Below are 6,672 nucleotides of genomic sequence, written 5' to 3'. Positions count from 1 at the left end.
ACGGAGGCCGTCTGAAAACGGAGGCCGTCTGAAAACGGAGGCCGTCTGAAAACGGAGGCCGTCTGAAAACGGAGGCCGTCTGAAAACGGAGGCCGTCTGAAAAAACCTGCTTCGCAGGTTTTTTCAGACGGCCTCTTTGGTTTTGCGCTCTGTCGGCGGGCTTATTCGGCCAGCAGGTCTTCGGCTTTCACTTTGTCGCCGTAGACGGGTTTGAGGGTTTTTTCGTAGGCGGCTTTCAGACGGCCGTCCTGTTTCATGGCGGCGATTTCGCCGTTTACCCAGTCAAGCAGTGCTTGGTCGCCTTTTTTCACGGCGGGGGCGATGACTTCGGCCGGGCCGATGTTGCCGATGGCGACTTCGTAGCCGGGGTTTTCTTTCGCCCATGCCCACAGGAGGGCGTTGTCGTGGGCGAGGGCGACGCCACGGCCGTCTTTGAGGGCGTCGAAGGTTTCGGTGTTTTGGTCGAATTTCAGCAGTTTGACTTCGGGGTGGTTTTTGCTGAAGAAGGCATCGGCGGTGGTGCCTTTGTTGACGAGCAGGGTTTGGTCTTTGAGTTGGGCGACGTCGGTTATCTGTTTGCCGGCGGGGGAGACGACGCCGAGGGCGACTTTCATGTAGGGGGCGGCGAAGTCGACGGCTTCGGCGCGTTCGGGGGTTTGGGTGAAGTTGGCGAGGACGAGGTCTACTTTGCCGGAACGGGCGTATTCGACGCGGTTGGCGGCTTCGGTGAGGACGAATTCGACTTTGTCGGGGCTGCCGAGCAGGTCTTTGGCCATTTCTTTGGCGATTTCGACGTCGAAGCCTTGGTTTTTGCCTTCGGCGTCGACGTAGCCGAAGGGGGGCTTGTCGCCGAAGACGCCGATGCGGATGGTGCCGCGCTCTTTGATGGCGGCGACGGTGTCGGCGGCAGGGGCGGCGGGTTGGCCGCCGTTTTGGGCGGTGTCGCCGCTGCCGCCGCTGCCGCCGCAGGCGGCGAGGCCGAGTGCGAGGGTTGCGCCTGCGAGCAGGGCTTTGAATTTGCTGTTGATATGCATGGTGTTTTCCTTTCGGATGTTGGTGGGTTGGTGGGGAGGCCGTTCCCGCCTGCGCGGGAATGGCGTTTCGGAATCGGGTTTTGCGGCTTCGGTTTGTCCGAAGACGTGCTTTCAGACGGCCTTTCGGGGCAATCGGTTAGGTTAATAGAGCGGCAAAGCGGTTGTAAGGCCAGGCCGTCTGAAAAGGGGTTTGCGGGGTTTCAGACGGCCTTGAAGTTTAGTAGTCCATACCGGCGAGGAATTGCTTGGCGCGTTCGGTTTGCGGGGCGGCGAAGAAGTTTTCGGGGCTGTTTTCTTCGACGATGGCGCCTTTGTCCATGAAGACGATGCGGTCGGCAACTTTGCGGGCGAAGCCCATTTCGTGGGTGACGATGAGCATGCTCATGCCTTCGCGGGCGAGTTCGAGCACGACTTCGAGCACTTCGCGCACCATTTCGGGGTCGAGGGCGGCGGTGATTTCGTCCAATAAAATGACTTCGGGGTTGAGGCACAGGGCGCGGACGATGGCGATGCGCTGTTTCTGGCCGCCGGAGAGTTCGCGCGGGTAGGCGTTTTTGCGTTCGAGCAGGCCGACGCGCGCGAGGAGTTTGTCGGCCTGCGCTTCGGCTTCGGCGCGGCTGCGTTTTTGCACTTGCAGGGGGCCGAGCAGGATGTTGTCGATGACGGTCATGTGGGCGAAGAGTTCGTAGCTTTGGAAGACCATGCCGACTTTCTGCCGCGCGGTTTGCCAGGAGACGTCTTTGCCGAATGTGCCGACGCCGTCCATGACGATGTCGCCGCCTTGGTGTTCTTCGAGGCCGTTGATGCAGCGCAGGAGGGTGGATTTGCCGCAGCCGGAGGGGCCGAGCAGGACGATGACTTCGCCTTTTTGCAGGTCGAGATCCAGCGAGTGCAGGGCGGTGACGCTGCCGTATTCTTTGTGCAGCTTGCGCACGCTCAGTAGTGCCATGTCAGTGTTCCCATTGATTTTCCAACCGCGCGGCCAGCAGCGACAGCGGCCAGCAGCAGAGGAAATACAGTATAAAAATCAGTCCGTACACCCAAAACGAGGCGTTGGGCGCGGTGAGCAGCGAGTTTTCGATAATCTGCTGGCCGACTTTCACCACTTCGATGACGCCGATCAGGGCGGCCAGCGAGCTGGTTTTCACCATGCGGGTGAAGAGGTTGATGGCACCGGGCAGGACGCGGCGTATGCTTTGCGGCAGCTCGATGTAACGGAAGACCTGCCAGCGGCTCAGGCCGAGAGCGAGGGCGGATTCGACCTGGTGTTTTTCGATGGAGGTGAGTGCGCCGCGCACCAAGTCGCCCATTTCCGCCACGCCCCACAAGGTGAAGACCCACACGCAGACCCACAGGCCGTCGATGTGGATGCCCGTCCAGGTGGAGAGGCCGAAGTAGAAGCCAAAGAGCCACACGAGTATCGGCACGATGCGGACGGTTTCCAGATAAAAGCGGCTGACAAAACGGATGATGCGGTTGTCGGCGCGCAAAAGCAGGCCGAACAGTGTGCCGAACACGCAGGAGAGGGCGACGGAAAGCAGCGAGATTTGCGCCGTCAGCAGCAGTCCTTTGCCGAGGCGGGCGAGGTTTTGTCCTTCAAAAAGCCAGTCAAACGCCATATTTCGCACTCCGCACGCGGTTTTCCGCCCAACGCGCCAGCAGCGACACCGGCAGCAGGATAATCAGATAGCTGGCAAACAGCAGGAACAGGGCTTCGTTGGTTTTGTAGTCCATGCCGATGATGTCTTTGGTGACAAACAATAATTCGGCAATGCCCACCGCGCTGACGACCGAGGTTTCCTTGATTAAAAACAAAATGTTTGCACCAACGGCGGGCACGGCCACCGCCCACGCCTGCGGCAGCTCGACGTAGCGGAAAATCTGCCGCCGGCTCAGGCCGATGGCTTTGCCCGCTTCGATTTGCCCGGGCGGCACGGCGAGTATGCCTGCGCGTATCGCTTCGGCCATATAGCTTGCGCCGAGAAAAGTGAGGGCGATAACGCCGCAGGTGAAGCCGTCCCATTTGATGCCGACTTTGGGCAGGCCGTAGTAAAGAAAGAAAAGCTGGATGAGCAGCGGCGTGTTGCGCGACAGCTCGATATAGGCGCGGGCGGGCGCGGCAAACGGTTTGATTTTGTAGGCCGTTACCACCGCCACGGCCAGCCCGAACAGCAGCGACAGGGCGATGCCCCACGCCGACAGCGCCAGCGTGAGCTTGGCGGCTTCGGCGAATTTCGGTACGGCATTTATCAGATAAGACCAGTTCATGGCGCGGCGGTGCGGAAAAAAGGCGGCATTGTATGATTTTGTCGGGCGGGTGCGCAAATAACGGCGCGGAATAAGCGGGACAGGCAAAAGATATAAAGAGGCCGTCTGAAAACCCTGTTGTGGGTTTTCAGACGGCCTCTTTACGCGGCGGCGCGTTTATTGTTTCTTACCGGCCATGCCGATGCTTTGGTTGGCAGCACGGAAATGCACGCCGCCTGCAATTTCGGCGGCTTCCGGGCCGTAAAGGCCGAGTGAGTAGCGACCGTCGCCGAAATCTTTTGATTTGGCATGGCCTTCAAAGCCAGTGGAGTTGTCGGGGCGAGCGCCCAGCTGCGCCTGTTCGAGCGCGATGTCTTGTTTGCCCGGCAGGCCGGTAATGCTGCCCTGGCCTGTTTTACTGGCGAAATCGACGGTGTAATCGAGTTTGCCGTAGTCTTTTTTGCCGTAGCCTGCTTCGGCAAACGCGCTGCCTTTATAGTTGGCCGTGCCGGTTTGCGGAATGTTGGTGGCGCGCTGACCCTGAATGCTGGCGATCTCCAATTTATTGACTACATCGGGGCGGTCGTTACCGGCGGCATCTTTCGCGTAAGTCGGAACCAGCCCGACAACGGCAGAATAGTTTTGTTTATAGAGCAGAAGTTTACCGCCGTCGGTGCTGCCACTGCCCGTTTTGCGCTCATAGGCCAACTCAGTAATCAAATCCTGCTTTTTGAAACCGATGTCAAATTTATCACCGGAACGGTATGTTTTGCTGCGCTCAGCGCCTTGTTTTTCATCGTCGGTAATCGTAATGGAGGATTGGCTGTCGGGCAGCAGGGTATTAGACAGCGATGGCTTGAACTCCAGTTCCTTATAATTGCCGTTTGCCTTCGGTTTGAGCGGATCAGTTATCGCGTCAGCCAAACCTTCGCCTGTGCTACTGCAACCGGCTAATGCCGCAGAAGCGGCAAGAATGCAGAGAATATGGCGCTGTTTATGTTGTTTCATGGCATTATCCTTTCATACACCGTTAAAAACGGCTACATTATAACGACGATAATAATAAAATATTGACACCGTCTATGCACCAAATCGATTTACACAATAACCGGCTGATAACAAATTCAAAATATTCGATATAAGACACAAATCCTGTCAGCATCCGCACCTAATAATGCGCCCTCCCAGAGGCCGTCTGAAACCGCAGCGCCGCCTTTCAGACGGCCTGAGTTTTGTTTACAATGCCTGCCGAATGTTTACATTGGACACAAAGCCGCAATGACATCGAAAACACAAAACGACCGCCGCGACTGGCGCGCGCAGGAAATGCTGCTGCTGCAACAGGTTATCCGCAACCTCGGCCGCGACGACGGCGCACACGACACCGCCCTGTACATCATGCTGCAACTGATGAGCGAATTTTTCGGCCTCAACCAGGGACGCATCGTCCTGCAGCACCTTAACGACGAAAACGCCTCCATCCGCCACGCCTACGGCATGTCGCCCGAACAAACCGCACGCGGCGTTTACGCCCCCGGCGAAGGCATCACCGGCACCGTCCTCAAACACGCCCACATGATAGTTGCCGACAACGTGCGCGACGACCCCCTCTTCCTCGGCCGCAGCGTCCTGCACAGCGACATCCCCGCCGAACAAACCATGTTCATCGCCCTGCCGGTTACCGCGCACAACCGCACCTTCGGCGTCCTCGCCTGCCTGCGTGCCCGCTACAGCCCGCGCGCCCTGCACGACGACATCTCCCTGCTCAACATCCTCGCCACCCTCACCGGCCAGCTCCTCTACATCCACGAAAACAACGAAGCCCGCCGCCTGCAACTGCAAAACCAAAACCGCAAACTGCGGCAGACCCTGCAGTCGCACAGCCGCCGCTACGGCATCGTCGGCTCGTCCGCCCCCCTGCTCAACGCCGTCAGCGAACTCGAACGCGTCGCCCACAGCAACGCCAACGTCCTGCTGATAGGCGAAAACGGCACCGGCAAAGAAATGTTCGCCCGTACCCTGCACACCGCCGGCCGCCGCGTCGGCCAGCCCTTCATCAAAGTCACCTGCGGCGGCCGCGACGAAGCCGAATTCAGCCGCGAAATCTTCGGCGAAGGCGACACCCCCGGCCTGCTCGAACAGGCCGACGGCGGCACCATCTTCTTCGACGAAACCGCCGCACTCACCGCCGACCAGCAAACCCGCCTGCTGCACGTTTTGCAGGAAAACGCCGTCCGCCGCCTCGACGGCGGCAAAGCGCGCAAAACCAACGTCCGCATCATCACCGCCACCTGCCGCGACCTAGCCGAAGAAGTCGGACAAGGCCGCTTCGACCCCGACCTCTACTACCGCCTCTACGTCGTCCCCATCCACCTGCCCGCCCTGCGCGACCGCCGCAGCGACATCCCCGAACTCACCGCCTACTTCATGCACCGCATCAACCGCGACAGCGGCAAAAACGCCAACCTCAGCGCCGAAGCCGTCGAACAGCTGCAAAACCACAACTGGCCGGGCAACGTCTACGAACTCGAACAATTCCTCACCGAACTGGCACAGCAGAGCGACAACCACATCATAGGCGAACAACAAGTCTGGCAGCTCCTCAACCGCCGCACCGGCAAACCCCTGCCCGTCGCCGCCCCCAAACCCGCCGGCCGTAGCCGCACCGCCTTCGCCGTACAGGGCAACCAAGCACGCCCCTACCTCCAGGCCGACTCGCACCCGCTGGAAAAAATCGAACAAACCCTAGCCTACTGCCGCGGCAACAAAACCCAGGCCGCACAAATGTTGGGCTTGTCTACCCGCCAGCTTTACTACCGGTTGGAGAAACTGAAACAGGAACGGGAAAAGAAAAAGGCCGTCTGAAAAAACGGCGGATGGTCTGCACGCAATCCGATATGGAAAACACATGGAGACATCCGCCGGATTTTTGGCACAACCGGTAACGGTTGGAAATATAGTGAAACAACACGGAAAGATACAAGGTAAGCAAATCGCAGACAACAAGGACATATTGGGAAATTTTCTTATCATTTACAATATTTTATTAAACCACCCTCTTTGAGCCAAGGCGAAGCAACGCCGTGGATTTTCTATTTTGTTTCTCCCTAGGGGCTGTTGACATTCAACTTTTGAAGCAGATTTTGCGGCAGAAAATGGCAGATGCAAGGCAAAAATGCGAGCCTATGCCGTCCATAGGCGAGTGTTTTTAACGCGGCAGATGCCGTTTTAGGACGAAAAAGCCGCCAAAATGTTGATTGTCAACACGCCCTAGGGTCTGTTGACATCCAAGCCAGCCTTAAAACCGTAGCAGCCAGATAAATGTTGGCAGCAAAAGATTCATCCGTCTTTTCACAACGCATCGCAATCTTTTTAAACTCCTTTATCCGGC

General features: G+C 58.1%; 7 protein-coding genes. 2 read left to right on the top strand and 5 right to left on the bottom strand.

Features of this window, described 5'->3' with window-relative positions; all coding sequences use genetic code 11:
* Positions 1-161: 161 nt before the first annotated feature.
* The 5 genes from ACLD9W_RS11885 to ACLD9W_RS11865 form a co-directional block, all read right to left on the bottom strand.
* Complete coding sequence (locus ACLD9W_RS11885; RefSeq protein WP_410842214.1) at positions 162-1,034, bottom strand: cysteine ABC transporter substrate-binding protein; 873 nt, start codon at positions 1,032-1,034, stop codon at positions 162-164.
* 217 nt (positions 1,035-1,251) lie between these two features.
* Complete coding sequence (locus ACLD9W_RS11880) at positions 1,252-1,983, bottom strand: amino acid ABC transporter ATP-binding protein (RefSeq protein ID WP_410842213.1); 732 nt, start codon at positions 1,981-1,983, stop codon at positions 1,252-1,254.
* A 1-nt stretch (position 1,984) separates the two neighbouring features.
* On the bottom strand, positions 1,985-2,653 hold the full coding sequence (locus ACLD9W_RS11875; protein ID WP_410842212.1) for an amino acid ABC transporter permease: 669 nt from the start codon (positions 2,651-2,653) through the stop codon (positions 1,985-1,987).
* Positions 2,643-3,302 (bottom strand): amino acid ABC transporter permease, encoded by a 660-nt coding sequence (locus ACLD9W_RS11870; RefSeq protein WP_410842211.1) that lies wholly within the window; start codon positions 3,300-3,302, stop codon positions 2,643-2,645. Before ACLD9W_RS11870 ends, ACLD9W_RS11875 begins: the two co-directional genes overlap by 11 nt.
* A gap of 156 nt (positions 3,303-3,458) precedes the next feature.
* Entirely contained in the window at positions 3,459-4,289 is an 831-nt protein-coding gene (locus ACLD9W_RS11865; RefSeq protein WP_410842210.1) for a factor H binding protein domain-containing protein, read from the bottom strand.
* Positions 4,290-4,559: 270 nt separating this feature from the next.
* Between ACLD9W_RS11865 and ACLD9W_RS11860 the strand changes: the two genes are divergently transcribed.
* Together ACLD9W_RS11860 and ACLD9W_RS11855 are read left to right on the top strand one after the other, a co-directional pair.
* The gene (locus tag ACLD9W_RS11860) at positions 4,560-6,146 is read left to right on the top strand and encodes a sigma 54-interacting transcriptional regulator (protein ID WP_410842209.1); all 1,587 of its coding nucleotides are present in this window, start codon (positions 4,560-4,562) and stop codon (positions 6,144-6,146) included.
* A 43-nt stretch (positions 6,147-6,189) separates the two neighbouring features.
* On the top strand, positions 6,190-6,345 hold the full coding sequence (locus tag ACLD9W_RS11855; RefSeq protein ID WP_410842208.1) for a hypothetical protein: 156 nt from the start codon (positions 6,190-6,192) through the stop codon (positions 6,343-6,345).
* Positions 6,346-6,672: the final 327 nt, after the last annotated feature.

Source organism: Neisseria sp. WLZKY-1 (assembly GCF_046546535.1).
GTDB lineage: Bacteria > Pseudomonadota > Gammaproteobacteria > Burkholderiales > Neisseriaceae > Neisseria.
This window is presented reverse-complemented; position numbering and strand designations above follow the sequence as displayed.